This window comes from Dyella ginsengisoli LA-4 (genome assembly GCF_000334915.1).
GTDB classification, from domain to species: domain Bacteria; phylum Pseudomonadota; class Gammaproteobacteria; order Xanthomonadales; family Rhodanobacteraceae; genus Dyella_A; species Dyella_A ginsengisoli_A.
In genome coordinates, this window is the sequence record NZ_AMSF01000058.1 from 34,665 (window position 1) to 61,110 (window position 26,446).

Below are 26,446 nucleotides of genomic sequence, written 5' to 3' on the forward strand. Positions count from 1 at the left end.
CTAGAGCAGACAATATACTTTCCGCAATAACCCACACAAGCATTCGCTAACCCGAACGAGCTAGCCAGGATGTCGAACGAACAGCTTGCAGATCTAACCCAGCCACAACGCGACCGGCTCGCGTTCGTGGAGTTGCGCGTGCGCTTCATCGGGGAGATACGCCGCCAGGACTTGGTGACGCGCTTCGGCATCCAGTCCGCCGCGGCATCGAGGGATCTTGCGCTTTACAAGGAATTGGCCCCCGGCAACATCGACTACGACTCCAAGGGCAAGTCCTACGTCCTTGGGCCGAGCTTTCAGTCGGTCTTCGACTTCCCCCCGGAGCGGGTGCTGTCGTGGCTGACCCAGGGCTTTGGCGATGGCGAGCCAATGCGGCTTAAGGCGTGGGTGGCCAGCGAGAGCCCGTCACGTCTCACGCATCCGGATCTGGATGTGCTGGCGAACGTGACCCGGGCGATCCACCAGGGCTGTCCGCTCGGCATTGAGTATCACTCCATCTCCAGTGGCCGCACTGAGCGGGAGATCGTCCCTTTCGCGCTGATCGATAACGGCCTTCGCTGGCACGTTCGCGCCTTCGACCGGAAGTCCCAGGAGTTCCGAGATTTCGTCATCACCCGGATCAGACGCCCCGTCGTGCTCAAGGGTCAGCCAGTGGCGCCCCACGAGCTTAGCGATCAAGACATTCAGTGGACCCGAATCGTCGAGCTGGAGTTGGTTCCGCATCCGGATCAACCCCGGCCGGAGATCACGGAAATGGACTACAGCATGCGCGACGGCGTGCTGCGGATGAAGCTGCGTGCCGCCACGGCCGGATACATCCTGCGCAAGTGGAGTGTGGACTGCTCCCCCGACCACAGCCTGCGCGGCCATGAGTACCGGCTCTGGTTGAAGGATCATCTCGCCATCTATGGGGTGCGCAATGCCGTGTTGGCTCCAGGGTATTCGGCACCCGATACCGCTGGCGCAGGGGCGGAATTTGACTGAACAACGGATACCTCTGCTTGCGTCGATCGCGCCGGGCAGAACCAACGAACAAAGAGAGATGAGATGAAGGAATCCTACCTATCGACATTGCTGCAAATGAGGTTGATCGTCGGCTTCCTTGGTGAGCGTGCTCAATGCGCTTGGTGGCCAACGGCGTTTTATGAAGCGTCAAGCAGGCTCTTCCTGGAGCCTGTCTTCTCCAAAACTTCCCGGCTCGCTCAGTACCACGGTGTGCTGGAGGCAGCTAGACGATTGCACGATGAGCATTTGAGCGTCGGCAGCTACCACCTATTCCGTTTGCCGGAAGAGATCGAACAAGACCTGCACGCGATGGTGCAAGGCGGTGGGGGCGAGGAACTCGCCAGCCAGGTTGCACAAAGCAAAGAGGCTGCAATGGATGCGTTGAAGCGCTTGGCCGCGACGAGCGGCACGCCTGGTGTGGGACCTACAGCAGTCGGCAGCATCAAGGATATCGATTCCACTGACACCCTGAAGGCCATTGCGGCAGCCTACCTGTCGGCGTTCAAGCAGAACGCCAAAACGTATCCGTATCTGGTGGGTTGATCGTGGCCGACAACAAGCCCTATACGACACAGTTACAAGCAGGCCTTGGACTCGTCAATGAGACCAAGACGCTGCTCGACCTGTGGTCGCCCGGCATGTCGGCGAACCAGTTACATCAGGCCGCGCTGGAATCGGGGCGATTCCCCACCGTCACCGCACGCCGGCTTCGCAACATCGTCGTCGAATGCTTTGCTCCGCGCTACTTGGTGGCCGGTGGCGCACCAGCCGCACACCTCAAGCGACTGTCCGCAACGGTTCCAACCGCTGACCTGACGCAGCTCATGCTCGTGTTTACGAGCCGAGCGAACCCGATTCTCGGCGACTTCGTGCGGCACGTGTACTGGACGCGGTATGCCGGTGGTTACACGCATGTCACCAATGACGACGCTCGCACCTTTGTCGAGCGCGGCATTGACGATGGCAAGACGGTCAAACACTGGTCCGAAACTACGGTGCGGCGTGTCTCCGCCTATCTGACCGGATGTTGTGCCGACTACGGAATGCTTGAACGAGGTTTGCGTTCGAGCCGTCGCATTCTGCCGTTCCGCATCTCACCATCGGTGGCCGCTTACCTTGCCTACGAGTTGCATTCTTCCGGCGTCGGTGACAACGCTCTGCTGACGCACGAAGACTGGCATCTGTTTGGCCTGGCGCGTGAAGACGTGCTGGAAGAGATCAAGCGGCTTTCGCTGAAAGGATTGCTCATCGTCCAGGCGGCGGGTGATGTGATTCGAATCAGTTGGAAACAACAAGACATGGAGGCGCTCTGCGATGTCCTCACTCAAAGCTGATTTCGACGAACTGCGCGAGCGCATCCGACATGGGCGAGAACTCGGTCATGCGAGCTTCGAGCCGATTTACTACCTCGTCTTCCCACCAGAGCAGATCCTCGAGGTCAAGCGGCAAACGCCTGCCTGGGTGGCCAAGCTCCACCAGGAAGGCTGGGACGTGCACACGTTCTCCATTGCCGAACAGATCTGGACCTTGCTCAAAGACGACCCATTCTGGTCGCTGTGCGTGATGGAGGACAAGTCAGCGCCCTTGGATTGGCCGCGTACCAACAAGGCGCTGGCGGACATTCTGACGGCGGGTAACGGCCTGTTGAAGCGACTTGAGGATGCCCTGCAGCCGCTCGAAGGCCAGCAGAACGCGTTGCTCTTGGTAACGGACCTTGAGGCACTGCATCCGTTTATGCGCATCGGCGCCATCGAAAGCCAGCTCCAGGGCAAGTTTCATGTGCCGACGATTTTTCTGTACCCCGGCGTGCGAACCGGCAAGACGCGCCTGAAGTTTCTCGGCTTCTACCCGGAAGACGGCAATTACCGCTCCGTCCACGTCGGCGGCTGAACAGACAAAAGAATCCTGGGATAAACCTATGACCATTCGCTCACTCTTCGACCCAAGCAAGGACATCTACCGGACCATTGAGAAGGTCATCACCTATGGCGCCTCGCAAGAAGGCCGCCTCAAGGCTGAGATCTCCGAATACGTGGTCACCGAAAGCATTGAGGAGCAGTTTCGCAAGCTCCTCGATCGCATGCAGCTCGCGATGGAGTCCGGTGGTGAAAACGAGGTGGGCGTCTGGGTTTCAGGCTTCTACGGCTCCGGTAAGAGCTCGTTCACCAAGTACCTCGGCCTGGCGTTTGACGATCAGCGCACCATCGACGGCACGCCGTTCATCAATTACCTGCAGGACCGCCTGCATAAGCCACAAACCAAGGCCCTCCTCAGCACTGTGGCGAAGCGCTTCCCGGCCGCCGTGGTCATGCTGGACCTGGCGAGTGAAATGCTCGCCGGCGCCACGATGGAAGACGTCTCCACCGTCCTCTACTTCAAGGTGCTGCAGTGGGCCGGCTACTCGCGCAACCTGAAGGTTGCCGCTTTTGAGCGCATGGTCGAGAAGGACGGCCGCACGCCCGAACTCCATGAGCGCATCGCCCAGGCGCTGCCAGGTGCCACCTGGGCTCGCGTGCAGAACAACCCACTGGCCATCGATGGCTTGATCCCGAAGATCGCCCATGAGATGTACCCGGCCCTCTTCCCGGAGGCCAAGTCATTCTCGTCCAGCACCGAGGGCTTCTTCCAGTTCGAAGACCAGCGCGTGCAGGAGATGATCGACATCGTCCGCGAAAAGAGCGGCAAGCAGAACATCATCTTCATCGTCGACGAAGTGGGGCAGTACGTGGCCTCGCGCGACAACCTTATCCTTAACCTCGATGGCCTGGCCAAGAACCTCAAGCGGCTCGGCGATGGCAAGGCCTGGATCATCTCCACTGCGCAGCAGACCCTCACTGAGGACGACCCACGCGCCGCACTGAACTCCGACAAGCTCTACAAGCTCAAGGACCGCTTCCCGATCCAGATCGACCTCGAATCGAGCGACATCAAAGAGATCTGCTATCGCCGTCTGCTCGGCAAATCACCAGCGGGTGAAACCGAACTCGGCAAGCTGTTCGACGCCCACGGCCAGGCACTGCGACACAACACCAAGCTGCAAGACGCCAAGTACTACGACGCGGACTTCAGCAAAGAGAGTTTCACCAATCTCTACCCGTTCCTGCCGGCGCATTTCGACATCCTGCTGCACCTGTTGGGCGCGCTCGCCAAGTCCACTGGCGGCATCGGCCTGCGCTCCGCGATCAAGGTGATCCAGGATGTCCTGAAAGGCGAAGGCGGCTCTAAGGCCATGGCCGATCAGCCGGTGGGCTGGCTGGCCACCACGGTAACGCTGTACGACGAACTGGAAAAGGACATCCGCCGTGCCTTCACGTCCATCCACCAGGCAGTCGGCAAGGTACAGATTCGTTTCCCGGATTCACAGCTACATCAGGACATCGCCAAGTCCGTCGCCGTGTTGCAGATCCTCGGCAACTTGCCAGTCTCGGTGCAGAACGTCGCCAGCCTGATGCATCCCTCCGTCACGGCACCTTCGCAGCTCGACACGGTAAAGAAAGCCGTCGAAGAGATGCTGAACGACGTGCATGTGCCGCTCGGCGAAAAGGATGGCAACCTGGTGTTCCTCAGCGAGAAGCTACGTGACATCGAACAAGAGCGCGGTGCCATTGCACTGCGCACCGTGGACGTGAAGCGCATCTTCAACGATGCGTTGCGCGAGTCCTTCGATCCGCTGCCCCGCGTCAGCCTCCACGGGACGATGGCCGTCGCAACGGGCCTGAAGGTCCAGGCCGGCAGCGCCATCACCAGCCTGGCCGGCGATCAGAGCACCATTCAAACCATCGTGGAACTGGTGCCCGCCAGCGACTACGAGACCGCCAAGAATCGGATGTTGGATGACTCCCGCAGTCGGGCGGGCAGGAATGTCATTGGATTGTTGGCGCGCTCCAACTCTGATCTCGACGATCTGGCAAACGAAATCTATCGCTGCCAGCGCATTGCCGAGCTGCACCGTAACGAGCCCGACCAAGAGGTCAAGGACTACTGCACCGGCCAGCTCGACCGTGCTGCCAAGCTGGCGACCCAGCTCCAGAGCAAGATCAAGCAAACCCTGCAGGCCGGCTCGTTTGTCTTCCGTGGCCAGGCCACTGCGGTATCGGCGCTGGATGCCGACTTGCTGGAAGCGGCCAAGAAGCTGCTCTCCGATGTGGCCGACCAGGTTTTCGACCGCTATGTCGAAGCACCGGTACGCGCCGGCACCGACACCGCTGAGAAATTCCTGAAAGTCGCTAACCCCGCTGCTATCAGCAGCAGCCTTGACCCGCTTGGCCTCGTGCAAACCGTGGCGGGCCGCGCGTCGTTCAAGACCGACCACAAGGCGATGATCAGCATCCGCGACTACATCGACAAGCGCGGCACGGTTGACGGCAAGCGCCTACTCGACGATTTCAACAGCGATCCGTTTGGCTGGTCGCCAGACACGACGCGCTACATCGTGGCCGCCATGCTCATGGCGGGTGAAATCAAGCTCAAGGTCTCCGGGCGTGAAGTCACGGCCGCAGGACAGCAGGCAATCGATGCGCTGAAGACCAACAACTCCTTCAAGCAGATCGGTGTCGCCCTGCGCGACGAGCGCCCGTCTATCGAAACGCTCGGTCGCGCCGCAGAGCGACTCACCGATCTGGTAGGCGACATGGTCATTCCGCTGGAGCAGGAGATCAGCAAGGCGGCGGCGAAGCACTTCCCGCGCTTCCAGCACGACTACGGATCATTGGCCGAGAAACTCAGCGGCCTCGGGCTGGCGGGCAGTGACCGCATCCGCACTTTGAACCAGGACATTGCCGACGTCCTGTTCACCGATGCTTCGGACGCCCCTCAGCGCCTGGGTGCCGAAACCTCTGCCATTTACGACAACCTCAAATGGGCGCTTGAAGTGAAGCGCGTGCTCGAGAATGGGCTGGATATCACCCTGCGGGATCTTCAAGCCCATCGCCGTGACATCGAGGCATTGCCGGACACCGGTGTGCCAGGTGAGCTGCGCCGCGAATTGAGTGAAGACCTGGGGACGTTAGCAGAGCGCCTCGGCAAAGAGGACTTCTACAAACACACTGCCGACTTCAACTCGCAGCTCACCCACCTGAAGGGCCGCGTGCGCGATGCGGTCATCACCCTGTCTGATCAGCAAAAGCTGCGCCTGAAAGAAGGGGTTGAGGACTTGCAGCGTATTCCCGAATGGGAAGAACTCACCCAGGAAGAGCGCGGCAACGCCGTGAACCGACTGGACGGGCTCGCCCTGGCAGCCACCCAGGACCTAGCCGGACTCAAGAAGCTCCTGGCTCGCGACTACGACATCAACAGCACCATAGAAGACCTCAAGCGCTCCATCCAGCGCCAAGGTCAGGAACGGCTGCGCCAGCGCATGGAGGAAGAGCGCGCCAAGACCGGCGAGAAAGGGCCAGCCAAGCTGACTAGGTCGATCGCGGTGCCTGTGAAGATGACGTCTGCCACAGACATCGACTCGTTGATTCAGCAGCTCCACGAGATCAAAGCGCAGCTCGGTCTCTACGCCGAGATCGAGGTGTCGTTTGTCGTCGGCGACCAGCCAGGAACGGGCGGGAGCTGACGATGGAGCTGACAACTGAATCCAGGCAACACATCGAGCATGTCGCTGGCGAGGCGCTCACCCAGCTCGACAGCATCGCTGCGGCTGCCAAGAGCAAGCTTCACGACGGACGAACGCTGGGCTCTGATGCCCTGGCGAGCATCAATACGATGACGTCCAGTTCGGCCATTCAGAAACTGGATCAGATCAGCCAGGCAAACCGAGAGAGCTATCAGGTATTGGCAGCCGAGCCGGCGATTGCCCGTGTTGTCGTGGTGGACGAGGAAGGCGAGGAGCGCACCTACTACATCTGCCGAACCACGCCGGTCTCAGGCTTCCCCAATCTCGCCAGCTATCGCGCCCCAGTCGGGCGCCTGGCCTCCTTGGCGATCGGGGCCGAATTCACACTGCCCAACGGAACCGTTGTTGAGGTGTTGGAGCGCGCCCAACTCAGACCCGCCGCAATGGCTGATGGCTGGGATTCGCGCGATACCGTGGTTGAGGCTGAACACTTCGGCCCACTCACCATCGAGTCGCTGCGGGCGTTGCTGACCGAGGTCGCTGGTGCAGAAGTCACCGAAGATATCTTGGGCCAATTGCTGGCCGAAGAGACCGTCACGGCCAACATCGTCGATGGCGTGCGCCGCAGCGTCATCACCAAGATGGGGCTGCGCGATCAGCCCGTTCTCGATCAATACCAGGACGAGATTTTCCGTCTTCCCCTCGACAAACGCTTGCTGATTCTGGGTCCTCCGGGTACTGGCAAAACCACGACCCTGATCCGCCGTCTGGGCCAAAAGCTCGACACCGCGTTCTTGGAAGAAAGCGAACAACGGCTGGTCGAGACGGTAAGTGAAGCCCAAGGTATCGCCCACGTGAACAGTTGGCTGATGTTCACGCCCACTGAGTTGCTCAAGCAGTACCTCAAAGAAGCTTTCGCACGCGAAGGTGTTCCTGCCTCTGATCTGCGCATTAGAACCTGGCAGGACTACCGCCGAGAGTTGGCCAGGAACGCTTTTGGCGTCCTCAGAACCGCGTCGGGCGGCGGCACCTTTGTCCTGAAAGACAGCTTGCCAAGCCTGAGCGAAGCAGCACTCGATCGTCCCATTCAATGGTTCGACGATTTCGATGCATGGCAACGCAACGCCTACGTGCAGGAGCTGCATGAAGCAGCGGCTCTGCTCCATGATGCCAAGTCGCCCGAGGTCGAGAGCCTCGGCGCACGTCTGCAAGACATCTTGGTTCGGGCGGGTGATGGTGCCCTGGCCGCCACGTTCGGATCATTGGCCGCAGAGCTTCCCAAGGTGCAGGCGCTCGTCACCAGCCTGAAGGACGCATCCGACGGCAAGATCAAAGCCGCGCTCAACCTGCAACTCAATCGCAACAGAGCGTTCCTTGATGAGTTGGCCCGCGTAATCGACAGCTTGCAGCAGGCACCGTCAACTGATCCTGACGAGCAAGACGATCTTGATGCCGAGGAGGAAGAAGGCACCACAGCACCGCGCACCGGTCGTGCCGCCGCTCTCACCGCTTACATGCAAGCGGTGAGAGCCCAAGCCCGATCTGCAGCCTCAAAGCGTGCGGTCAGCAAGACGTCGCGTAACGGCAAAATCATCGAGTGGCTGGCCGATCGCGGCCTGACGGAAACCGATCGCGCGGAGGTGGGTGCGAGCCTACTGGTGCAGACCAACGCGCGCCGCTTCGTGAACCCGGTCAAGCGCTATCTCGACGGCATTCCCAAGCGCTACCGCGCGTTCCGGCGCGAACGCCAGCAAGCCGAGAGCTGGTATCGCAACGAAGGCTTCGAAGCCCGCGATATCCATCCGCTCGAACTGGACATTGTGCTGCTCGCCATCCTGCGCGCCGCAGGCGACTTGATCAGCCGGCCCAACGTGCAGCGCGATATCGACAGCCCCGCTTGGTCGGCACTCCAGCCCATCCTGGGGCACTACCGCAACCAGGTTTTGGTGGATGAAGCGACCGACTTTTCGCCTATCCAGCTTGCCTGCATGGCCGCCCTGGCGCATCCACGGCTGCGCTCGTTCTTTGCTTGCGGCGATTTCAACCAGCGCCTGACCACCTGGGGTGCCCGCTCCGCCGATGAAATGAAGTGGGTCTTTGCCGACTTCGACATCAAGGAGATCACCGTCTCCTACCGGCAGAGCAAGCAACTGAACGAGCTGGCTCGCGCCATGATCCGCGCTGTCGGCGGCACCGAGCAGAATGTCAGCTTGCCCGCCCATGTGGACAGTGGCGGCGTAGCGCCCGCGCTCCTGGAGCACGCAACGGACACAGCAATCGTTGTCAGTTGGCTGGCAGATCGCATCCGAGAGATTGAGCGTTTCGTCGGCCAGCTGCCGTCCACCGCCATCTTTGTGAATGCCGAAGACGATGTGGCGCCAGTGGCTGAGGCGCTGAACGAAGCCCTGTCCGAACACAACATCCAGGTCATTGCCTGCCGCGAGGGTCAGGCGGTGGGCCAGGAAAGCAACGTGCGCGTGTTCGACATCCAGCACATCAAGGGGCTGGAGTTCGAAGCGGTGTTCTTCGTGGGCATTGACCAACTCGCCGCACTGCATCCAGCGCTCTTCGACAAATACCTGTACGTGGGCACCACGCGTGCGGCCACCTACCTGGGCGTGACCTGCGACGGCGCTTTGCCGCCCGCCATCGAGAGCCTGCGCGCTCACTTTGGCCAGGATTGGCAAGCGCCCGGTTCACTGCAAGCAGGCACAGAACAATAGGAATCGATTGATGGCATTCGACCAAACAACAAGAAACCGCCTGCAGCGCTTCGTCAACGACGCGCGCCGGGTGCTGGAAGAGGAGTTCACCCGCCAGCTGCAGAACGACTACGGCATGGACCCGAACGCGGGCACCGTGGCGGAGCTGGTCAGCCTGCGCCATATCAACGATGCCCAGCGCGAAACTGCCCGCATCCTGCGCGATACCCTCGCGCACTACACCGCCAGTGGCGACATGAACGCCACGCAGGGGCTGGATCGCATCGTGCGTGAGCAGGCCTTCACTGTGCTCAACCGACTGGCGGCGCTGCGTATGGCGGAGGCACGTGGACTGCTGGTCGAGTCGGTGGGCAACGGCTTTCAGGCCAAGGGCTTTCAGCTCTATGCGCGCTTGGCCGGCACCGGCTTGGGCGAAACCGGCGATGCCTACCGCGTGTACCTGTTCAGCGTGTTTGATGAGCTGAGCCAGGACCTGCCGGGCCTGTTCGACCGCTACTCGCCCCAGGGCCGCCTGTTCCCGCGCGAGGCGGCGCTGCTGCAAGTGCTGAATCTGATCAACGATGCCGACATCGCCCCGCTGTGGAGCGAGGACGAAACCATCGGCTGGATTTACCAGTACTTCAACTCCAAGGAAGAGCGCAAGGCGATGCGTGATGCCTCGCAGGCGCCGCGCAACAGCCGCGAACTGGCGGTGCGCAACCAGTTCTTCACGCCGCGCTATGTGGTCGAGTTTCTGGTGGACAACACCCTCGGGCGTCTCTGGTTCAATGCCACCGGCGGGCAAACAGATTTGCGCGATCGCTGCCAATACCTGCTGGTGAAGCCGGACGAAATGCCGCAAGCCACCCCCAAGTTGCGCGACCCGCGCACCCTGAAGTTGCTGGACCCAGCCTGTGGCTCTATGCACTTTGGTCTGTATGCCTTCGATCTGTTCGTCGAGATTTATCGTGAGGCATGGGCCTGGGAGCAGCAGCACGGCCCTGGCTCGTTGGATGTCTCAACCCAGCCCCAGGCGGCCCTGAAGCCACTGAGCCAGACCTACGAGGATGAAGCGGCATTTCTGCGCGACGTGCCTCGTTTGATCATCGAGCACAACCTCTATGGCGTGGACATCGACCCGCGCGCTGCGCAGATCGCATCGCTGGCGCTGTGGCTGCGAGCCCAGCGTGCATGGCACGACGCGGGGGTGAAAGCCAAAGACCGCCCCCTGATCGGGCGTGGCCATGTGGTCGCCGCCATCGCGCCGCCTGCAGAGCGTGAGTTGCGAAAGCAGTTTGCTGCCAACCTTGATCAACGCGACGCCGAGCTCTTCGAGAAGACCCTGCAACTGCTCAAGGGCCTGCCGGAGCTAGGAGTGCTGCTTCAGGTCGAGCGCGAGTTGCCACATTTGATTCGTCAGATTTATGTCGGCAAGGGTACTGGCTTGTTTGCCCAACAGGAGCAGGAGAACTGGCAGCAAGCAGAGGCAAGGCTGCGTGAGGCACTCACCGAATTTGCCCAGGCTGCCAAATCGACTTACCAAGGACGTCTTTTTGCACAGGATGCCCTGCAAGGATTGCGGCTTATCGATCTATGCAGAGAAGTGTTCGATGTGGTGGTGATGAACCCCCCCTTCGGGGCAGTCAGCCTGGGCGTCAAAGAATTAATAAACAAGAGTTACGCGAAGTCGAAGAATGACTTGCTAGCGGTTTTTGTTGAGCGCGGATTGGACCTGCTTAGATCAAACGGCATGCTCGGCGCAATTACGTCACGCACCTGTTTCTTCCTTTCTAGTTTCAAGAAATGGAGAGAAAGCACTGTTCTCGATGCGGCAAATCCAATTGTGCTTGCCGACTTAGGTATGGGCGTAATGGATGATGCAATGGTAGAAGCTGCTGCATATGTTCTGGAGAAACAATAATGACGATCTTTATTCGCCTGATTGAGGCGCAGGACAAACGTAGCGCATTGCTTAATGCCATCGCCAATGTCGATGACAAGAAGGTTTTCGACGTTGATCCAGAATCTTTCAAACAGATACCGGGTAGCCCGTTTGCCTACTGGGTCAGTGACAAGATTCGAGCGCTATTTTCAAAGCTTCCAATATACGAGGGAGATGGTCGCACCGTTAAACAGGGGCTTGCAACGGCGGATGATTTTCGGTTTGTCAGAACCTATTGGGAAATTGAATCATCAAGAGTGGCTTCGCGCGCCGACGAAATCAATTCGGAGCGATATTGGGTACTGTATCCGAAAGGAGGCGAATTTTCACCGTTCTACGCGGACATACCGCTGCTAGTGGACTGGTTCGGGAATGGTATTAAGTATTGGCATAATTTGAATACAGCGGGTGGCGTTCGATCCAACATTTGGATGCTGAATGAGTCCGCCAAGAATCACTTTTTTCAAGCTGGCCTCACTTATCCTCGGCGACTTCATCGGCTCGCTGTTATGCCTATGCCAGAGGGGGCAATTATTAGCGTTAGAGGGAGTGGGATCTATGGTCGACGAGAGGATCTTTTCCGGATTGCAGGTCTTTATTCCTCGTCAGCTTTCGATTTCTTGGTCAAGTGCATGCTTGGAAGGTTCGGCCATCCACAATTTGACAATGGGACGCTTTGCAAGACGCCGGTTCCAAAGAACTTCCCTCAGTGTGCATCCGCGTTGGATGAACCTGCAAAAAGAGCAATATCGATAAAGAGGACACTGGATACCGTCAACGAAATTTCTCACGCATTTTTGTTGCCTGCGTTGCTTCGAGGCCGAGTGGGAGAATTTTCAATCTCAGCCCTAGTAAGCGAGCTTGAAGGAATTCAGGAGAAGATCGATGCAATCGCATTCGAACTTTATGAAATCAGCGAAGACGACCAAAACGCCATCAAGCTTGGGAACAAAGAAGAATCTAGCCTTGACTCCTCAATCGAGGCAGACGAGGAAGCGGACGCTGAGGATCTTGAAGAAGAATCGGGTGACAACACATCTGACCAAGGAAATCTCCTGTCGTGGTGCGTAGGTGTCGGCTTTGGTCGATTTGACTTGCGCTTAGCGACACTTGAGAGATCTGCGCCTCCTGAGCCAGATCCATTTGACCCACTTCCTGCCAAGAGCCCAGGCATGCTGCCGGACGGGGCCGCGCCCTTCCATGTGCACGAAGGCATCCTGGTGGACGACCAAGGCCATCCCCATGACCTCGCGCGTCTGGTGGAGGAGGTGTTGGCTCGCGTGGATGTCGCGGTGCCGGAAGACGTGCGTCGCTGGCTCCAACGCGACTTCTTCCCCTTCCATCTGCAGCGCTACTCCAAGAGCCGCCGCAAAGCGCCTATCTACTGGCCGCTGTCCACCACGTCTTGCAGCTACACGCTGTGGGTCTATTACCCCAGCCTCACTAGCCAGACGCTGTACACCGCCATCAATGACTTCGTTGAGCCCAAGCTCAAACAAGTCGGTGGCGACGTGACGGTGCTGCGCAATAAGGGTTCTGCCCGCACTCGTGACGACGAGAAGCAGTTCGAGGCGCTGCAAGCCTTCGAATTGGAACTGATCGAGCTGCGCGACACCCTGCTCACGCTGGCGCCCACCTACAAGCCCAACCACGACGACGGCGTGCAGATCAGCGCCGCACCGCTGTGGCCGCTGTTCCGGCACAAGCCCTGGCAGAAGGTGCTCAAGGACACCTGGGCCAAGCTGGAAAAAGGCGACTACGACTGGGCGCACCTGGCCATGAACTACTGGCCCGAGCGCGTTCGCGAGAAGTGCAAGACTGACAAGTCGCTTGCGATCGCGCATGGCCTGGAGGATTTGTACATCCAGCCCGAGGCAGCGCCGAAGAAGACGCGCGGCAGAAAGAAGACCGGAGGCGATGAATGATTCAGGATGTCAAAGCGCTGCCGGTCAGCTTCTACTTCAGCCCCGATGGGACCACGTCGTTCTTCATTCCCAAGTACCAGCGCGAGTATGTATGGGGCGGCAAGAACTGGGACGCGCTGTTCAATGACCTGGAGGAGTCGCCCAGTGGGCACTTTCTGGGCTCCATCATCTGTGTGAACACCCAGCAAGATGGCATGGCCGGTGGCCGACTTGAGCTGATCGACGGCCAGCAGCGGTTTACCACCATCAGCCTGTTGTTCTGTGCGTTCTACGACAAGCTGAATGCCATTCCGAATCCGGATCGCCGTCTGCTGGTGGAGCTGGACAACCTGGAAAGCCGCATCTTCGTCCGCGCCTCTGGCCAGTGGCGTCTGGAGCCCAGCGAGCAAGCGCAGAACAAGACAGATTTCCAGAAGGTGCTGAGCGATCTGTTTCCCAAGCAGGTGAAAGCGCCGAAGGGCTTGAGCAATTTCGGAAACCGCCGCATTGCGCGCGCCTACCGCTACTTCTGTGAGCGACTGGAAGGGCTGAGCCAGGACAGCGCACTGGCCCTGCTGGAAAAGCTCAAAGCGGCCATGCTGGTCAAGATCGAGGTGCGTAGCCATTCCGACGCATTCATGTTGTTCGAGTCGATCAACAACCGGGGCATCCCGCTCTCGGCCATCGACATCATCAAGAACAACCTGCTGGCCGAGTTGGACAAGCGCCCGGACTACGGCATTGACCGAGCGTTTGACGAGTGGAAAGACCTGATCGACCAGTTGCCCGACCCGGCGGTGCAGGAGCGCTTTCTGCGTCAGCTGTACAACATGTTCAAGTACCTCAAGCGGGTCGAGGTCAAAGGCTGCACCCGCGCCACGCGCTCGAACCTGATCACCATCTACGACACCCTGCTGCGCAAGCGCCCGGTCTGGCTGTTCGGCGCGCTGCAAGCCAAGGGCAAAACCTACTCGGCACTGCTCAACCCCGCCGTGGCGCGCGCGGAATGGGGCGACGCTGCCGCAGCGGCCTTGCAAGACCTGCAGCGCCTGGGGGCCGCGCCGGCTTACGCATTCTTGTTGTGGGCCAGCCAGGTCGCGCAGAGCCAGAAGTGGAATGAGGGCGACGCATTGAGCCGCTTGGCCGCTTTGCTCACCAAGTGGTTCTTTTGGCGGAACCTCACCGATATGCCGCCGACCCGTGAACTCGACCCGATGTTCATGGAACTGGTCAGCCACCTGCTGACGCAGATTCGCAGTGGCGAGATCACGGCGCTGGACGGCTTCATCCAGCAGAGCAGTAATTGGTTGCTGGGACGGGCAGCCCCACAAGATGTTTGCGAGTCGCGCCTCAAGGGCGATGTGTACCTGGAGAATTACGACGCCACGCGGTTCATGCTCTGCAAGCTGGAAGAGACACACCAAACCCGTGAAAACAAACGCGACCTGTGGGTGCATGACGCCAATGATCGCCCCGTTTTTACCGTCGAACACATCCTGCCGAAGACCGAAAACTTGGGGCCGGGCTGGGTGACGATGCTCGAAGGGAACCAGAAAGGCACTGCGGCTGCCATTCGCGAGCGCTGTGCGCACCAGCTCGGCAACCTGACCCTGAGTGGCTACAACTCCAAGCTCGGCACGATGGAATTCTTGAAGAAGCGCGATCGCAAGAACGATCAGGGTGATTTCATTGGCTACCGCAACGGCTTGTACCTAAATGCCGACTTGGCCAGCCGAGATGATTGGAACGAGGCCGCCATTACGGCGCGAACAGACAAGATGCTCAAGGAGGTGATGTCCATCCTGAGCCTGCGGGGGGAGCAATAGATCATGCTCGTGTATGTCAATAATTTCCTGTTTGAACCGGCACAGGGGCCGGACCAGATCGTTCAGCTCGTGGCCAAGTGGGTGGGACAGCGAGCAAAGAGTTATGTCGATACCGCGCGACTTGCCGAGGGCATCCGAGAGCTGAAGCTCAAGGATGGCAGCACGTTGACCTCACGTGCCACTTGGTCCGCCGACAAACGGAGAACCTATCCCTTCTGGTTCTGTGCGCAGCTTAGCCACCGGGACGAAAAAATTTCGGGCAGGCGCTGGATCACCGAAATCGGTCTACACCAAGAAGCCGAGGGGCAGGCTATCGAGTGCTCTTTGCTGCTGAGGACCGACGAGGTCAGCGCACGGGTGAACGCTTCAATTCAGGTGACTCGTCCGAAACTGGTCGAGCAACTCATCCAGTCATGCAACCCTCTCGGGCAAACCCCTGGGTTAAAAGTCAAACAACTGACGCTGGAAAGTGCATCAGCTTTTCTGCGAGAGGTGGAGCGCGACGAGCGGAACTATCCGATTGTGATACTGAGCACCAATCGCGATAACGAATTCCCGGTTACTCCAGAGCGCTTACGGTCAATATTGGTGGGGTTGGCCGACGTCGTTTGCGTGCCGGCAGAAGAAGACACATTTGCCATTGAAGAGCTGGTTGGACGCCGCTTCATGGCTTTTGGCGGGGCCCTCAACATTGTGTTTCCTGGCCGCCAAGGCGATCGCGGGCTCTTTTATGAAACGGTGCTGTTGCGCCCTGATGAAATTGTTGACCTTCTAGACAGCGGCCACTCGATCGAGTCCGAGGTCTTATCCACGATAACGCATCGCACCAACCTACCATGTTCATGGAGGCATATTTCGCCGGAAAAGGTGGGGCAGGCTGTATTGCGCGCTCAGTTGGCACAGATGATTGAACGGGCGAAGGCTGGCGATCAATCAGAGGAGCTGACGGAATACGTCGCTCTGCTGGAGTCTGCCGATCAGGAACTGCAGTCCAAGGACAAAGAGCTTGTACGCATTCGTTCCAACTACGAAGAAAAGGAACAAGAGGTTCGATCGCTTCAGGCGGATATCGCCAACCTCAAACACGCGTTGAGTGGCTTGCAATCAAGCGACGATGGCGGAGATGACGTTGCGGAGATCCTGGCGCCCTTGCGCGACACTGTTGCCGCTGTTCTCAAGGGAAATCCAAGTCTCCAACAGACTGTGGATCTGATCGCCACGGTTTATTCGGACCGGATTGTCTTCCTCGAAACAGCCAAGGGTTCAGCGAAAGAGTCTGATCGTGGCGGGTTCCGTCAGGGGGCGAAGGCATTCGAGCTGTTGCAAAAGCTCGCCACAGAATATTGGCAGCAGCTTGCTGATGGCAAAAGCGATCAACAGGCCAAAGCAGTATTTGGGCAAAACGCATATGCAGCCAATGAGGCTAGTGCACTGAGCAACGACGGTAAGCGTCGACGCACCTTTAACTACCGTGGGCGCAAATTCCTTATGGAGAAGCACCTGAAGCACGGTGTGAAAGACAGCTTGGCCGAGACCTTGCGTGTGCATTTCGAGTGGCTGGCTCACGAGAAGAAGATCATCGTTGGCCATTGTGGCAAGCATCTGGATTTCTGAGGGAGTGGCTTTGAGCATTGCAGAATTTATTCGAGAAAGCGTGCTACGGCCGCGCCTGAAGCAAGCTGGGGCCTTGGTGGTGTACGACGCCGACAAGCGCTACCGCGAGCAGTGTTTCGATCTGGCGGCCGACAAGGTGCGAGTGGTGGATGCGTCTGACAGCAGCATCGAAAGCCGCGAGGCAGCGCTGCTGGCGCTGCGTGAGGTGGGGCAACCCAAGGCACCGCTGGAAGGAGTCTTGATCTATGTGCCGACCAAGCGCCCGGAAACCGACGAGCAGAAGCAAGCTGATCCATTCGCCCTGTACGCAGAATGCGGCGCGGTGTTCCCGCAAGATGATGGCGATGAATACTTGAGCCTGTGCCTACGTGCGAGGCCGGATCACGCCACTGAGATTCGGCAGGTGTTTGCGACTTCTCCCTCTGGGCCGACCTTCGCGGTGATCGATGCCATTGGCGGCGGCGTGAGCTGGCCGCAGTTGCGAGCCACTTTGCGGGTGGAATCGGGGCGCGAGATTCTGGCCGCACTGCTGGCACCCACTACCAGTCAATCCGAAGCACTCAAGGGGCAGGAAGGCTGGGTGCAAGAGGCGCGCGATTTCCTCCGCGCTACCTTGGGCCTGAGCGTGAAGACGCGCGGCAAGACGTGGTCTGCCTTGGCGGATGAACTGTGGCGCTACGTGCTGTTCAGCGAGTTCGTGTTCGATTTGCCGGTGGCACTGCCAGACACATTGAAGGGCGTGCCGCACGCACCGATGGAAGCCAGACCCATTGTCGAGGATGTGTGCGACCGTCTGCGCAGTGACCCCAAATCACGCGCGGCATACATCGAACGTGCCGAGGCCATCGAGGCTGAACTCAATCTGACCGATCTTTGTGGTGCGATTGAAGACCTGGGCGAGCGCGACACCTTCCCCTTCGAGGAACGGACTTTCCTGCGCACGGCGATCAAGGGAATCGTCGCCGGCGACGCCGATGCCACACGCCGAGTGCTGACCCGTCACAAGAGTTCGGTATGGCTCGGCAAGGGCGAAAGCCAGGCCCAGTGGGAGTTGGTGCGGTCTGGCTTGAGCCTGGTTGAGGCCTGCGACGATTTTGAGCGCCAGCTACCGGATCATGCCCGCTCGCAAGCGGATCTGATCGACTTCTACCTGGGCAGCCTGCGTGAAGCAGATCGTCTGCAGCGCGAGTTTGAGCAAGCGGCGGGTGACTTCCTTGACCCACATGGCTTGATGCATGAAGTGATCAGCCAAGCACGGGCGCGCTATCGCCGGTTGGCAGAGAAGGTTCAGGGCGTGTTTGTGAAGCACGTTGAGTCCGCCGGTTGGCCACCCACTGGGCGCCTCGCCAATGCCGATGCCTTTGATCGGCTGGTGGCTGATCGACTCAAGGAAAGCGGACGCAAAGTGGCCTACCTGATGGTGGACGCCCTGCGTTACGAGCTGGGCGTGGCCCTCGAAAAGCTGCTGGCGGAGGATGGTCCCGTCGAGCTGCAAGCGGCCTATGCGCAGCTACCGACCATTACCCTGGTGGGCATGGCGAGCTTGCTGCCGGGCGCTCGCACGGGGCTGACCTTGTCGCTGGAGAGTGAGTCACTGGTACCGAAGCTGGCGGGTACTCCGGTAAGCAACGTCCCGCAGCGCATGAATGTGCTGGCCAAGCGGTATGGCGATCGGTTCGCGGAAATGCCGCTGAACGACTTTGTTCGCGGTAAGCCGAAGATTGCCGAAACCGTCGACCTGCTGGTACTGCGCTCTACGGAAATCGATAGTCAACTGGAAAGCAACCCGGAAACGACGCTGGGCTTGATCCCCGGCACACTCAAGCTGGTCCGCGTGGCACTGCATAAGCTGCGTGGCATGGGCTTCAAAGAGGCGGTCATCGTGACCGACCACGGCTTCTTCCTGAACGCGCAAGCAGAGGCTGGCGATGTGTGCGTGAAACCGCAGGGGAAATGGCCGGTGAATGCCCATGACCGCATGATGCTGGGCGACGGCACAGCAGATGGTCACAGCCTGGTCGTCAGCGCCGAAAAGGTCGGCATTCGCGGTGATTTCACGCAAGTGGCACTACCGCGCAGCATGGCTCCCTATCGCTCGGGGCACCTGTATTTTCACGGCGGGACATCCCTGGCCGAGGCCGTTGTGCCGGTGCTGGTGGCCAGGCTGGATACCACCACCCATGCGGAATTGCGCAAGGTGGTGGTGGAGCTGAGCTACAAGAACGGCGCCAAACGAATAACTACGCGATTGCCGGTCATCGAAGTGATACTGGTGACAGACGATATGTTCTCGCAAGACATGAGCGTGGAGATATTGCTGGAAGCGCAGGATGGCAAGGGCAATGTGGTGGGAGAGCCGCGCCCAGGCGGGGATGTTAACCCCGCGACCAGAACCGTGACCCTGATGCCAGGCCAGCGCAAGCAGATTGCGCTGCGGATGGATGATGAGTTCAGAGGCAAGTTCTCGGTCAAAGCGCTGAACCCGACAACCCTGGCGGCCTACAGCAATCTGGCGCTTGAAACCGACTATACGGAGTGAGCCCTATGGACGAACTCGACCAAAAACTAAACGCCACCTTCGACGGCAAAGTTCTTCGCAAGGACTTGCTGCATCGGATCAAAAAAGGCACTAACGTCCCGACGTTCGTCCTGGAGTTCCTGCTCGCCAAGTATTGCGCCAGCAACGACCAGGCGGAGATGGATGCCGGCATGGAGGCGGTGCTGTCCTCCTTGCAGGAGAACTACGTTCGTCCCGACGAAGCCAATGCCGCTCAGTCCAAGGTGGCCACCAAGGGCAAGCATCGCTTCATCGACAAGGTCCATGTCCGTTACGTCGAAAAGGAAAAGCGCCACTGGGCATCGCTGGAGAACTTCAACTCGCAACGCATTGCCATCGCCGAGAAGTTCTACCGGGACAACGACAGACTGCTGGAAGGCGGAATTTGGGCCGAAGTCACCCTGGCGCACAACGACATCGATGAGGACGACTACGCGTTTTCCATCGAGGACCTGCGCCCGATCCAACTGACCCGTTTCGACTTTGACCGCTATGCAGAAGGCCGGGCAGCCTTCACCCGAGATGAGTGGATCGCGGCGGTTCTGCGCTCTGTGGGTCTGGAGCCCAACAAGCTCTCGAAGCGCGTTCAGATGCATTTCATCGCCAGGCTGGCCGCTCTGGTGGAGCCCAACTTCAACTACATCGAGCTGGGCCCGCGCGGCACCGGCAAATCCTACTTCTTCAGCGAGTTTTCGCCCTACGCCACGCTGATCTCGGGTGGCCAGGCGACCAAGGCCACACTGTTCTATAACAACGCGCGTCGCAAGGTGGGCCTGGTCGGCTTCTGGGACACGGTGGCCTTTGACGAAGTTGGCGGTATCAAGGTCAAAGACCCGGACACCATCCAGATCATGAAAGACTTCATGGCTAACGGACGTTTTTCGCGCGGGGCCGAAGTCATCGCCGATGCCAGCCTGAGTTTTGTCGGCAACATCGATGTGTCTGTGCAGCAGGTGGTCAATTCCAACGAGCACGACCTGTTTCAGCCCTTGCCACCAGAGCTCGACCTGGCCGTGATGGACCGCTTCGCCGCGTACATCCCGGGCTGGGAAATGCCCAAGAACAGCAGCGACTTCCTGACCAGTAATTACGGATTCATCACCGATTACCTGGCCGAGGCCTTCCACTACCAGTTCAAGCACACGAACCGCTACGAAGAAGTTAGCAAGCGCATCCGGCTCGGTAAGTCGATTGAGGGGCGTGACGAGAAAGGCATCAAGAAAACCGTCTGCGCTTTCTTGAAGGTCTTGCATCCGAATGGGCCACCGACCGACGAAGAGTTCGAGGAATACGTGGCCTATGCGACGGAATGCCGCCGTCGTATCAAAGAGCAGATGAACAAGCGCAAGCCGGATGACGAGTTTGCGCGCATCAACCTGTCCTACTTCAAGGCCAGCGGTGAGGAAGTGGTGGTCTTCTGCCCGGAGTCGAAGGATGCGCCCGCGACGCAAGAACCGGCTCGTCGTCGTTTGAGCCAGGCGGATGGCCAGCCTGCTGAGGCAGTCGAAGTGCAGCCCGTCGCCCAGCCGGCGCCTGCTGCAGCAGTGGAACCTCCAGTGGCGCCGATGCAGACTGCTCCGACACCAACGGTGGTTGCTCCGTCATCGGTCGAGCTCAAGGAACAGCACTTCACCATCCTCTATGGCGATACCGGGTACAGCTATGAGTCGATCCTCGGCGCCTACCTGCAAGGCGCGAAGTCCGTCGTCATCGAAGACCCGTACATCCGGCTGCAGCACCAGATTCAGAACTTCGTGCGCTTCTGCGAGACGGTACTGAAGGCTGGCACCGTGAAGAAGATCAGCCTAATCACCGGCTACGACGACAAGACCCAGTTGGCCGACATCGCCGAAAAGCTCGATGAGCTGAAGCAAAGTCTGCTGGAGTTAGATGTCGAGCTAGAGGTGAAGCTCAACCCGAACATCCATGACCGCGAAATCAGACTGGATAACGGATGGATCATCAAGATTGGCCGTGGACTGGATTTTTACCAGAAGCCAGGGGGATGGTTCGAGGTTGGTGCAAACGATCTGAGTCTGCGCAAGTGCCTTGAAACCAAAGTGGATATCTTTCGGGCATGAGATTGGGGCCTGTGGTGAGCTTGTCTACAACGATTGAAGCTGCCGGAGGCCCAGCGACTGCGTTGCCCGCGAGCCCGATCGCGGCACGCTGGGACGACATTGGTTTGTTGTGTCGCTATTCCACAGGGGAAAATACTGATCCTTGGCCCGAACTTGGCACCAACTCAATATACAGGGCACTTCGTCCAACAATGACAGCGAGCGTTGGTCGCTTATCCCGACGCTTGGCCGACAGACGGTTCCACTCCGATCTATCGAGGCCCGACGGGTTGGGGTTGTCTTCCGGATGGGTGTGCCATTCGCCCAAATAGCGGATGGTTCCCTGGCTCGCCGTCCATCGAACCAGTGCGATGGCTTCGTGGCCGAATGGCATTCTCTCGAACAGGTAGCGAAACCGTTTGTCCCATGCCGTGGGAACCGTTGCATGCTCAATGAGCATGTGAGTTCCATGGACCGAACCGAGTAGCAGCCCGCCAGCTTCGCAGTCAGAATCACTGGCCTGGACATGCTGGCGGAAGGTCTCCAGCGTGGACTTCGAAAAATGCAGCAGCGTTCTGTTGTCGTCGGCCGCCCAAGAACTCATGAATTGCATAAGGGGCACTCCCGATCCCGCGGCGGATCGCAATCGGGTGTGGCAAGCTGCTGTGCGCGGTCGATCAACCTGGTTCGTAACGCGGGGGTATAAACGCCGTTGACCCAATCGAGGGTCATCTCAGCGCCCAGGCTGGCAGCGTGCACCGACACCGAAGCGGGGAATGGCACGTACAAGCCTTCGCATCCATGCCCCGCCAGAATGGCAGGAAGAGGATCAGTGATAGAACGGAACTCGCCTCTTCTGTTGCTATGCCAAAGACATCGATAGCACGCATCAGATGCTTTCGTCCTCAGGAGCGCACGGACAGCCGTTCCCGGCCCCTCGATCCAGACCGAAAGCATGGGCGTCGGAGGCGGATAGTGGCCGCACAGCCAATGCCCGAGAGATTCTTCCCCGGTGGCATCTATGAGTAGGTCCAGCTCTCCCAGTTGGGCATGCCTGACATCCACGGGCAGCGCGCGAATCTCGGCGCCTGGCGCCAAGCGCTTGAGTTCCTTCGCCATAGCCTCGGCCTTGTTCGACAGCAGGTCCGGGAATCCGAGGCGATGGCGCCCGATGTTTTGCGGGAGAAAGCAATCGAAATCCACCAACGTGAGTTTTCCGCCACATGTCCCCGCCCCAGCCTTGACAAGCATGTCCGACAGATAGCCACCAATCGTGCCGCATCCAACGACGGCGATGTTCTTCCCTGCAAGCGTCTTTGAGTTCGGCATGTTCCGCTGGGCAAGGTACCGATCGTCAATTCTGACCACCGAAATGGGCATCACCTTCAACCCATAGCTCGAATCCCTGCGATCTGCGAGCTTGCTCTTTTGGACAGGACTTTGGCGGTCGTAGAGAACCGCAAAGCCATAGGTCATCAGCGGAGACTCGATGACGATCAGAACTCCGTTGGCCTTCTTCCTCTCCCCCTCCTTGATACGCTCGTGAATCTTGCGCCGGCACCGGGGATCAAGAGTGCTCTGCCACGCCAGGATATCCCCGACTGTTTCAGGAGGCCAATTGCTAGTCAGAGGGCGCGGTTGAGCACCGGTCTTTACTCGGTAAGTCAGCACCGTTCTATCGGTGACCTGGTAGCCGAGCGACTTCAGCTTTTCAGTTGTTCGATCTTCGTTGTCGGTGATGAACCACAAGGGGCACCCATTGGCATGCGCGACGATGCAGTTCTGTCGCCCTAGATCCTCGCCTTGCATGTCCACGAAACAATGCCAGCCGCGCCAATAGGCGAAGAACTCTTCCGCGAGGTCTTCGATCATCTCCCCCTGCATGATCTGCCCGAGCACGACGGCCGCGCGTTGCAGGCACGCCAGCGACTGTCCGACAGGATCGTAGATGTCCAGAACGACGGTGCCCTTGGCGAGATAGCAAAGCCCGCCATCTGCGCCAAGATGAGGAACCGCTGCGGGCAGCTCAGGAGGGATTTCCAGCAGCCGGATGCGAGGCAAGTCGAAGAACGTGGGGTCGAGCTGGACTTCGCACGGACAACCCTTGTCCGCTTGGGGCGAGGTCAACCGCCCGTGCAGCCTGAACCAGCCGTCATCCGTCTTGCCAACAAACGCGAAGCCTCGCTGCTTGAAGGCCTCGATCACGTCTGCGACCGCTGCGGCGCTGCTCATCCAGCTTTCGTTCGTCCGATGAGTTCGCTAGGACCAGCAGTAGCGGGAGCCGCGGCAATGGTGGCGGCAACGGACACCACCTTGACCCGATCCGGCTCGTTCGGAAAACGCGGGCCGAATTCGCCTCGCATCCAGATGCAGGCCTGTGAAGGACTGCCGGCGCCGGTTGCTCCGCGAAGCACCTTCTCAAACTCTTCGAATGCTTTGGCCGCATCTTCGACACCCGCTTGGCCAAGTCGCTCCGTGAGCGATTCGGACTCTTCCACGGGGTTGTTCACTCCCCCACGCAACCGGGCTGGCAGTGCCGCGACGACATCCAGCAGAGCGAGGTCGTCGCGCCTATCGCGTTTCTCAAAGAGCGGGGCCGCGGCGGCCATCAACAGGATCGAGGCAGGTCCTCCGCTGGACCACTTCCAATCGCGGAACGCCTTCAAGTAACGAACCACGCGGCGGAACTGCTCCCCCTTGGCTTCCACTTCGCCCAGGAACCATTCCTTCACGGGCCTCGGGTCAGAGGACATCCAGTTGCATTCACGATGGGCCAGGAGAACCTTGTCAGCCGGCAGCGCGGTCCAGGCATCGCGCTCTGCCATGTTCACCGCTTCCGTCAGCGAGTCGTAGCCATATCGCTCCATCGAAGCCTTTGCGAGCGTGACAAATTCCTCGTCGGGAATGGCGTACAGAGGAATATCAATGTGAGCATACGCAGCAATGACGATGCGGATGCAGGTCGGCTTGTCGGTGACAAGCTTCCACCGCCTTTCCTCGACCAGCGGCTTCAATGCTTCTTCCGCAGCGGCAAAGAACACCGTCGCCGCAGTGCTGGGACGCTTCGTCTGCGAGACGAAACTCATTGGCAGATAGCAGCCATCATCGACATCCGCCTGCTGAGGGTGTTGTGCCGGGGCGTTCAGCGTCTTGTATGCCCACGACCCTTGCGTGAAGAAGCGCGGCTGCGGCACGTCTTCCGTGTATCCGTTTGCCCTAAGCACGCGGGGGATGCCTGTGCGCAGGCAGTCCCTGACGTCAGTGCGTGCGCTGGCGATCCAGGCGCGCTGCCCAGGCGTCAGATCCAGCTCGTCGTGCATGCAGGATTCGTCATCAAGGGTGGTGAAGAAGAGTGGGCTCAAGTTCAGCATGCGGCCTCCGGAACATTCTTGTTGGGGCCGTGATAGAAGATGGGAGCGCCGGCCTGGTGCGCTCGAAATGGTTGGAAAAGAGGATCGCCGAGCGCACGCTGCGCCGCGTGGTTGCCGCGATCCTTGAGCGTATTCGTGGCGCCAATGGAAACCCGATCCAGCGCCTTCACGTCCTTGCTTTGATCCGGCGTCGCCTTGTCGTCGATCTGGAAGTAGTTGTTGCCCAACGCCTGCCGCAGCATGTAGTCCACCGACGACTCCTGGGCGGAGATCACGAGATCGAAGAGTCCCCCGCGCCACTTGCCGAATCCGCGGTCGAGGCTGGCGCCGCCACGAACGGTCGCACCGATGGTCATCGTGCCGATGGCGAGGACCCGAACCAGCGCATCCTGCTTCGGCGCCAGGAACGTCTTGACTTCGTGCAACCCGAACAGGCCCGGGGCGTTGCCCACCAGCCCCCCATCCGCGAAGACACCGCGGTCGTTGCGCGCCAGAGGAAAGTAGACGGGCGCGGCGGCTGTCGCCAACGCCACATCAACGACCTTCATGCGGTGATCCAGCTCAAAGGACGGATGGTGCGGTGTCTTGAAGAACTGCCCGCGTCCCGTCGAGTAGTTGACTGCCGGCACAAGAACACGATGCTTCAGGTCACCTATCGTGGTCCCTTGGAAGCGCTCGGTCAGTACCTCTTTCAATCCCGCTGAGTCATGCTTTGCAGTCAGCCAGAATCCCAGAAGCCGCCGCGGCAGGCTGCGGCAGCCAAAGATGCGGCTGCCCTGTTCTTCAAACAGTGCCTTGAGTTCGTAGGCCGGAATTTCCGCAGCCAGCCCCAAAGCCAGCATCCCTCCTGCCGATGTGCCGCAAATCAGATCAAAGTGCGAAGCGATCGGACGGCCCAGCACGGTTTCGAGTTCGGCGAGAACCGTGGCGGTGTACAGGCCGCGATAACCGCCCCCTGACAGGGCGAGCACATGGTAGGTAGGGATGCCCGTCATGGCACTTCAGCCCTTCGGCGGGAAGGAGTCGTTGCCGTGGCTGTCCTTGTCACGGATACGGCCATCCGGACGATGGATGACGAGTTCGGATTGCTGGTTGCGTGCGATATCCCTCGCTGCGTCAATGGCCTGTTGCTGCGTGTCGTGCACGGAGGTCGCCCGCTGATTGCCGGCTCCCTTCACGGCCCAACCGTCCTGATGAGGAACAACATGCTGATTCTTGCCTGCCATGATGACTCTCCTACAGTGGAACTATCGAAGTCCCAGCCGCTCGGCTAGGTTGTCAACGGCCGCCCGCTGTAGCACAATTCGTTGCTCACGCAGACAACAGGAAGGCCGAGCCAATCCAACCTGGAGCAGGCGTAAAACCTACATCTGTTGTCTGGCTGGACAACAATGTATCAGAGCGCGTGCGCCGGTGCAACTGGGCGTGCGGTGTGCGCCTTTGAACATCAACCGGATGTGGAGGGGCAACAGAGGGCTTGGCCCTTCTTCCCGCAACCGCAAGGATCAGAACTCATGCCGCAAACAGGCCTAGGCGTCGCCCTCAAGACGCTACGCGAACGCAGAACCCTTTCCCTGCGTGAGATCGGCCAGCTATCGTCAGTTGATCATGCTTATGTCCACCGTCTCGAAACAGGCGAGAAGACAAACCCATCCCAAGACTTGGTTGAGAAGCTATTGAAGGTTCTCAAGCCGGGGGAAAGAGATGCCGCACTCGTGATGTGGCTGGTTGACCACGCAGATGCTGATCCAAGCCTTGTTGAATTCGTGCTACAAGATCCCTCGATCAGCATCGATGTTTTTTCGGCCGCGGCTGGAGTCAGGCATCGGGGAAATGCAAGGCCTGATCCCGCGACGCTCATCGCCCGAATCAAGAAGGCCTTCGACGACGACGAGGACGACTGAA

18 protein-coding genes are annotated in these 26,446 nt (G+C 59.4%); 13 read left to right on the top strand and 5 right to left on the bottom strand.

Translation table 11 applies throughout. The features are described from left to right. The first annotated feature begins 69 nt into the window (after positions 1 to 69). The 12 genes from C693_RS0114030 to brxL all read left to right on the top strand — a co-directional run bounded on the left by C693_RS0114030 (position 70) and on the right by brxL (position 21,191). Positions 70 to 984 (top strand): helix-turn-helix transcriptional regulator, encoded by a 915-nt coding sequence (locus tag C693_RS0114030; RefSeq protein ID WP_010792135.1) that lies wholly within the window; start codon positions 70 to 72, stop codon positions 982 to 984. 63 nt (positions 985 to 1,047) lie between these two features. Then, positions 1,048 to 1,548, top strand: a complete 501-nt coding sequence (locus C693_RS0114035; protein ID WP_017462913.1) for a BrxE family protein — start codon at positions 1,048 to 1,050, stop codon at positions 1,546 to 1,548. A 2-nt stretch (positions 1,549 to 1,550) separates the two neighbouring features. Continuing rightward, on the top strand, positions 1,551 to 2,339 hold the full coding sequence (locus tag C693_RS0114040; protein WP_026107426.1) for a DUF1819 family protein: 789 nt from the start codon (positions 1,551 to 1,553) through the stop codon (positions 2,337 to 2,339). Continuing rightward, positions 2,320 to 2,895, top strand: a complete 576-nt coding sequence (locus C693_RS0114045; protein WP_017462915.1) for a BREX protein BrxB domain-containing protein — start codon at positions 2,320 to 2,322, stop codon at positions 2,893 to 2,895. Before C693_RS0114040 ends, C693_RS0114045 begins: the two co-directional genes overlap by 20 nt. Before the next feature lie 28 nt (positions 2,896 to 2,923). Continuing rightward, complete coding sequence (brxC, locus tag C693_RS0114050) at positions 2,924 to 6,565, top strand: BREX system P-loop protein BrxC (protein ID WP_017462916.1); 3,642 nt, start codon at positions 2,924 to 2,926, stop codon at positions 6,563 to 6,565. 2 nt (positions 6,566 to 6,567) lie between these two features. Beyond that, positions 6,568 to 9,288, top strand: a complete 2,721-nt coding sequence (locus C693_RS21860) for an ATP-binding domain-containing protein (RefSeq protein ID WP_017462917.1) — start codon at positions 6,568 to 6,570, stop codon at positions 9,286 to 9,288. A 10-nt stretch (positions 9,289 to 9,298) separates the two neighbouring features. Next, positions 9,299 to 11,188 (top strand): Eco57I restriction-modification methylase domain-containing protein, encoded by a 1,890-nt coding sequence (locus C693_RS0114060; RefSeq protein ID WP_026107427.1) that lies wholly within the window; start codon positions 9,299 to 9,301, stop codon positions 11,186 to 11,188. After that, positions 11,188 to 13,134 (top strand): hypothetical protein, encoded by a 1,947-nt coding sequence (locus C693_RS0114065; RefSeq protein WP_043598785.1) that lies wholly within the window; start codon positions 11,188 to 11,190, stop codon positions 13,132 to 13,134. Before C693_RS0114060 ends, C693_RS0114065 begins: the two co-directional genes overlap by 1 nt. Continuing rightward, positions 13,131 to 14,939 carry a DUF262 domain-containing protein gene (locus C693_RS0114070; RefSeq protein ID WP_017462918.1) on the top strand — a complete coding sequence of 603 codons (1,809 nt, stop codon included), beginning with the start codon at positions 13,131 to 13,133 and terminating at the stop codon, positions 14,937 to 14,939. The genes C693_RS0114065 and C693_RS0114070 overlap by 4 nt, the downstream gene beginning before the upstream one ends. Positions 14,940 to 14,942: 3 nt before the next feature. Next, positions 14,943 to 16,553 carry a hypothetical protein gene (locus C693_RS0114075; RefSeq protein WP_017462919.1) on the top strand — a complete coding sequence of 537 codons (1,611 nt, stop codon included), beginning with the start codon at positions 14,943 to 14,945 and terminating at the stop codon, positions 16,551 to 16,553. A 4-nt stretch (positions 16,554 to 16,557) separates the two neighbouring features. Then, a complete protein-coding gene (locus C693_RS0114080; protein WP_241762680.1) occupies positions 16,558 to 19,092 on the top strand; it encodes a PglZ domain-containing protein in 2,535 nt (844 codons plus the stop codon). 5 nt (positions 19,093 to 19,097) lie between these two features. Further along, entirely contained in the window at positions 19,098 to 21,191 is a 2,094-nt protein-coding gene (gene brxL / locus C693_RS0114085; RefSeq protein ID WP_017462921.1) for a BREX system Lon protease-like protein BrxL, read from the top strand. Positions 21,192 to 21,306: 115 nt separating this feature from the next. Here brxL and C693_RS23085 read toward each other — a convergent pair whose 3' ends face one another. Genes C693_RS23085 through C693_RS23090 form a run of 5 tightly spaced genes read right to left on the bottom strand, consistent with a single transcriptional unit; the run spans position 21,307 to position 25,767 of the window. Next, positions 21,307 to 21,783 carry a Mov34/MPN/PAD-1 family protein gene (locus tag C693_RS23085; RefSeq protein ID WP_083868318.1) on the bottom strand — a complete coding sequence of 159 codons (477 nt, stop codon included), beginning with the start codon at positions 21,781 to 21,783 and terminating at the stop codon, positions 21,307 to 21,309. After that, positions 21,771 to 23,402 (bottom strand): ThiF family adenylyltransferase, encoded by a 1,632-nt coding sequence (locus C693_RS0114090; RefSeq protein WP_017462922.1) that lies wholly within the window; start codon positions 23,400 to 23,402, stop codon positions 21,771 to 21,773. The genes C693_RS23085 and C693_RS0114090 overlap by 13 nt, the downstream gene beginning before the upstream one ends. Next, positions 23,399 to 24,541, bottom strand: a complete 1,143-nt coding sequence (locus C693_RS0114095; RefSeq protein WP_017462923.1) for a CBASS cGAMP synthase — start codon at positions 24,539 to 24,541, stop codon at positions 23,399 to 23,401. Before C693_RS0114095 ends, C693_RS0114090 begins: the two co-directional genes overlap by 4 nt. Beyond that, a complete protein-coding gene (locus C693_RS0114100) occupies positions 24,535 to 25,536 on the bottom strand; it encodes a CBASS cGAMP-activated phospholipase (protein ID WP_017462924.1) in 1,002 nt (333 codons plus the stop codon). Before C693_RS0114100 ends, C693_RS0114095 begins: the two co-directional genes overlap by 7 nt. A gap of 6 nt (positions 25,537 to 25,542) precedes the next feature. After that, on the bottom strand, positions 25,543 to 25,767 hold the full coding sequence (locus C693_RS23090; RefSeq protein WP_023093135.1) for a DUF2188 domain-containing protein: 225 nt from the start codon (positions 25,765 to 25,767) through the stop codon (positions 25,543 to 25,545). 288 nt (positions 25,768 to 26,055) lie between these two features. Between C693_RS23090 and C693_RS0114110 the strand changes: the two genes are divergently transcribed. Next, entirely contained in the window at positions 26,056 to 26,445 is a 390-nt protein-coding gene (locus C693_RS0114110) for a helix-turn-helix domain-containing protein (protein ID WP_017462926.1), read from the top strand. Position 26,446: the final 1 nt, after the last annotated feature.

Excerpts from the sequence above, each read along its gene's own strand:
- C693_RS0114030 (WP_010792135.1), top strand. The coding sequence starts at position 70 with ATGTCGAACGAACAGCTTGCAGATCTAACCCAGCCACAACGCGACCGG.
- C693_RS0114035 (WP_017462913.1), top strand. The coding sequence starts at position 1,048 with ATGAAGGAATCCTACCTATCGACATTGCTGCAAATGAGGTTGATCGTC.
- C693_RS0114045 (WP_017462915.1), top strand. The coding sequence starts at position 2,320 with ATGTCCTCACTCAAAGCTGATTTCGACGAACTGCGCGAGCGCATCCGA.
- brxC (WP_017462916.1), top strand. The coding sequence starts at position 2,924 with ATGACCATTCGCTCACTCTTCGACCCAAGCAAGGACATCTACCGGACC.
- C693_RS21860 (WP_017462917.1), top strand. The coding sequence starts at position 6,568 with ATGGAGCTGACAACTGAATCCAGGCAACACATCGAGCATGTCGCTGGC.
- C693_RS0114060 (WP_026107427.1), top strand. The coding sequence starts at position 9,299 with ATGGCATTCGACCAAACAACAAGAAACCGCCTGCAGCGCTTCGTCAAC.
- C693_RS0114065 (WP_043598785.1), top strand. The coding sequence starts at position 11,188 with ATGACGATCTTTATTCGCCTGATTGAGGCGCAGGACAAACGTAGCGCA.
- C693_RS0114070 (WP_017462918.1), top strand. The coding sequence starts at position 13,131 with ATGATTCAGGATGTCAAAGCGCTGCCGGTCAGCTTCTACTTCAGCCCC.
- C693_RS0114075 (WP_017462919.1), top strand. The coding sequence starts at position 14,943 with ATGCTCGTGTATGTCAATAATTTCCTGTTTGAACCGGCACAGGGGCCG.
- brxL (WP_017462921.1), top strand. The coding sequence starts at position 19,098 with ATGGACGAACTCGACCAAAAACTAAACGCCACCTTCGACGGCAAAGTT.
- C693_RS23085 (WP_083868318.1), bottom strand. The coding sequence starts at position 21,783 with ATGCAATTCATGAGTTCTTGGGCGGCCGACGACAACAGAACGCTGCTG.
- C693_RS0114090 (WP_017462922.1), bottom strand. The coding sequence starts at position 23,402 with ATGAGCAGCGCCGCAGCGGTCGCAGACGTGATCGAGGCCTTCAAGCAG.
- C693_RS0114095 (WP_017462923.1), bottom strand. The coding sequence starts at position 24,541 with ATGCTGAACTTGAGCCCACTCTTCTTCACCACCCTTGATGACGAATCC.
- C693_RS0114100 (WP_017462924.1), bottom strand. The coding sequence starts at position 25,536 with ATGACGGGCATCCCTACCTACCATGTGCTCGCCCTGTCAGGGGGCGGT.
- C693_RS23090 (WP_023093135.1), bottom strand. The coding sequence starts at position 25,767 with ATGGCAGGCAAGAATCAGCATGTTGTTCCTCATCAGGACGGTTGGGCC.
- C693_RS0114110 (WP_017462926.1), top strand. The coding sequence starts at position 26,056 with ATGCCGCAAACAGGCCTAGGCGTCGCCCTCAAGACGCTACGCGAACGC.